This is a genomic window from Pseudonocardia sp., assembly GCF_025965585.1.
Taxonomy (GTDB): domain Bacteria; phylum Actinomycetota; class Actinomycetes; order Mycobacteriales; family Pseudonocardiaceae; genus Pseudonocardia.
The window spans coordinates 1-2,937 of record NZ_JAOPWR010000048.1; the positions used below are offsets into that span (position 1 = coordinate 1).

The window sequence follows — 2,937 nt, forward strand, 5'->3', positions numbered from 1 at the left end:
GATCCAGCGCGCTCAGCTGACGGTGTAGCGGGCCCGCAGCTCCTTCTTGTCGATCTTGCCGGTGACCAGCAGCGGGAGCGCGTCGACGATCTCCACGCGCCGGGGGGCCTTGTAGGAGGCGATGAGCGCGCGGGTGTGCACGCGGAGCATCTCCAGCGTGACGTGCGCGCCCGGCACGGGGACCACCACCGCGCACACCGCCTCGCCCCAGCGCTCGTCGGGCACGCCGATCACGGCGCAGGCCGCGACCTCCGGGTGCGCGACGACGGCGTCCTCGACCTCGGGGCAGTAGACGTTCTCGCCGCCGGAGATCACCACGTCCTTCTTGCGGTCGACGAGATGTAGCAGGCCTTCATCGTCGACGCGCCCGATGTCGCCCGTATGACACCAGCCGTCCCGGAGCGTCGCCGCGGTGGCGGCACTGTCGTTCCAGTAGCCGCGGAACGTCGCGCCGGACGCCACCACGATCTCGCCGGCCTCGCCGCGCGGCACGTCGTTCCCGTCGTCGCCCACGATGCGGACGACGGAGTCGGGGAAGGGATGCCCCACCGACGACAACCGCCGCCTGTCCGCGTCGGAGTCACCGGTGGTGTGCAGTTCGCGGGGTAGCCCAGAGGTGATCACCTCGGTCTGGCCGTAGAGGTTGAGGAACCCGGCGCCGGGCATCGCGGCGAGCGCGGCGCGCAGCGTGGGCGGGGTGATCGGGGCGGCCGAGTAGACGACGGTGCGGACGCCGGCGAGGGCATCTGGGGCCGTGGTCGCGGCGTCGAGAAGGGCCTGGAGCATCACAGGTGCGAGGTGCAGAACGGTGATCCCGTCCGCGACGATCGCCTCCAGCGCCGCCGCCGGCTCGAACTGGCGGTGCAGCACCGCGGTGCCTCCGCGCGCATGCAGCCCCAGCCCGATGGCCATGGCGCCGATGTGGAACTGGGGCATCACCAGCAGAACGCGGTCGGTGGGCCCGGAGCGCATCTCGACGTTCATGGTGTACGCGAGTCGTCGCATCTCCCACTGGCCCAGCATTGCGCCCTTGGGTCTCCCGGTGGTGCCGCTCGTGTAGATGAGGCAGGCGATGTCGTCGGCACGCGCGTGGAACGGGATCGTGCCCGCGTCGCCCGAGGCGAGCAGGTCGGCATACGCGACGACGTCGGGCTGGGTCGCCTCGCCGAACGTCACGACCGTCTCGATGCCGGGCAGCGACGGCCGCAGCTTGTCGACCAGCGGCACGTACTCGGCGTCGCAGAACAGGATCCGGGGGGCGGAGTCGGCGAGGATGCGGGCGATCTCGGGCGGCGCGAGGCGGAAGTTGACGGTCGCGACGACGATCCCGCTCAGCCACCCCGCAGTGAGTACCTCGCCGAACTCGGCGCTGTTGCGGCCGAGCACGGCGATGCGATCTTGGCGGCGCAGCCCGGCGCCTGCCAGCGCCGACGCGACCGCCGTGGCTCGCGCGAGCAGCCCGGCGTGGGTGAGCGCCGCCCGGTCGGCGACATAGGCCGGCACGTCGGGGAACCGTTCGGCGTTGTCCCGGATCATGTCTCCGAGCGTGAGATCGGGTGCCGGCATCGATGCCCCTCGGTCTGCCTTGACGAAAATGTCAAGTCAAAGCTAGCGTACGGCGCTGCGGTCGGAAAGAGCCGTTCGTTGCACGGCCGTGCCAGATCCGGCAGGAAGGTGCGAGGCTGATGAGGATCAACTTCCAGATGCCGTCGAGGGCGATCAAGCACTACGAGAGGTGGATCGGCGGCCACGAACTGAGCGTCCTCGCTGTCGCCGCCGAGGAAGCCGGCTTCGACGCGGTGTCGATGACCGACCACCCCTTCCCCCCGGACGAGTGGCTCGCCGCGGGCGGGCACCACGCTTTCGATCCGTTCGTCGCGCTCGCCGTCATCGGTGCCGGCACGTCGCGGATCCGGCTGCTGACCAACCTCGTCGTCGCCGGCTACCGCAGCCCGTACATCACGGCCAAGGCGGCGGCGAGCGTCGATGTCCTGAGCGGGGGACGGCTGGTCCTGGGCATGGGAGCCGGCTACGTGGAGGGTGAGTTCGCCGCGCTGGGCGCAGACTTCCGCGGGCGCGGCGTGCGGTTCGACGCGGCGCTGACGGCCATCGGGGAGGCGTGGGACGGCCGATCAGTGGGGCACTCGGCGTTGCCGCGGCCCGAGCGCAGGCCGCCGATCTGGATCGGGGGCAACAGCCGGCGCGCCCGGCGCCGCGCCGCCACCCACGGCGACGGCTGGATGCCCTTCGGGCAGGGCGCCGAGCAGGCGGCCATCACCGGGACGGACTCCCTCACGAGCGTCGAGCAACTGGCCGACCGCATCGCGGACCTCGACCGGATGCGTCGCGAGCTGGGCAGGCCCGAGCCGCTCGACGTCTGCTTCGCCCCGCCCGGGGTCGGCTCCGCCGAAGCGTTCCTCGCGTTCCTCGACTCGTCCGGTGCGGCCTGTGCGGAGGCGGGCGTCACCTGGCTGACGTGGGAGTCGTCGGCGCGCTCCGCAGACGCGTGCCTGGCCGACATCGGGTGGGTCGGATCGGCGATCGCGGGGCTCGAGGCGGTGGCCCGGTGATCGCCGACCCGATGTCCACTGCCGTCGTCTGCATCGAGTGCCAGCAGGGCGTGTTGGGCGAGGATTCGGTCCTTCCCCCACTCCGGGACGCCGCGGGCCCCCTTGTCGCCGGGATCGAGCGGCTGGTACACGCGGCCCGCCGGGCGGCCGTGCCCGTCGTGCACGCGACGTTCGAGGGCTGCTGCGGAGCGACCGAATACGGCACGGCACCGCTGTGGCGGCGGCTCGGGCCGATGACGAGCACCTGGGCCCACGGCCATCCCGCCACGCACGTCCTGCCCTCGCTCTACTCACCCGAGGACGTGGTCTCGCCGCGCCACCACGGACTGTGCCCCGCCACCGGCACCGAGCTCCTTCCGCTGCTGCG

3 protein-coding genes are annotated in these 2,937 nt (G+C 72.1%); 2 read left to right on the top strand and 1 reads right to left on the bottom strand.

Annotated features, from left to right (window positions below; translation table 11 throughout):
- Nucleotides 1-12: 12 nt before the first annotated feature.
- Nucleotides 13-1,566, bottom strand: coding sequence for an AMP-binding protein (locus tag JWR81_RS02685; RefSeq protein ID WP_297646183.1), 1,554 nt, complete (start codon nt 1,564-1,566; stop codon nt 13-15).
- A gap of 119 nt (nt 1,567-1,685) precedes the next feature.
- On the opposite strand from JWR81_RS02685, the gene JWR81_RS02690 reads away from it, so the two are divergent.
- Together JWR81_RS02690 and JWR81_RS02695 are read left to right on the top strand one after the other, a co-directional pair.
- Nucleotides 1,686-2,570 carry a TIGR03619 family F420-dependent LLM class oxidoreductase gene (locus JWR81_RS02690; protein ID WP_297646185.1) on the top strand — a complete coding sequence of 295 codons (885 nt, stop codon included), beginning with the start codon at nt 1,686-1,688 and terminating at the stop codon, nt 2,568-2,570.
- A partial coding sequence (locus JWR81_RS02695; RefSeq protein ID WP_297646188.1) for an isochorismatase family protein occupies nt 2,567-2,937 on the top strand: 371 nt, incomplete at its 3' end. The genes JWR81_RS02690 and JWR81_RS02695, both read left to right, overlap by 4 nt.

Bases quoted from the DNA above. Each gene is read 5' to 3' on its own strand.
- JWR81_RS02685 (WP_297646183.1), bottom strand. From the start codon at position 1,566: ATGCCGGCACCCGATCTCACGCTCGGAGACATGATCCGGGACAACGCC.
- JWR81_RS02690 (WP_297646185.1), top strand. From the start codon at position 1,686: ATGAGGATCAACTTCCAGATGCCGTCGAGGGCGATCAAGCACTACGAG.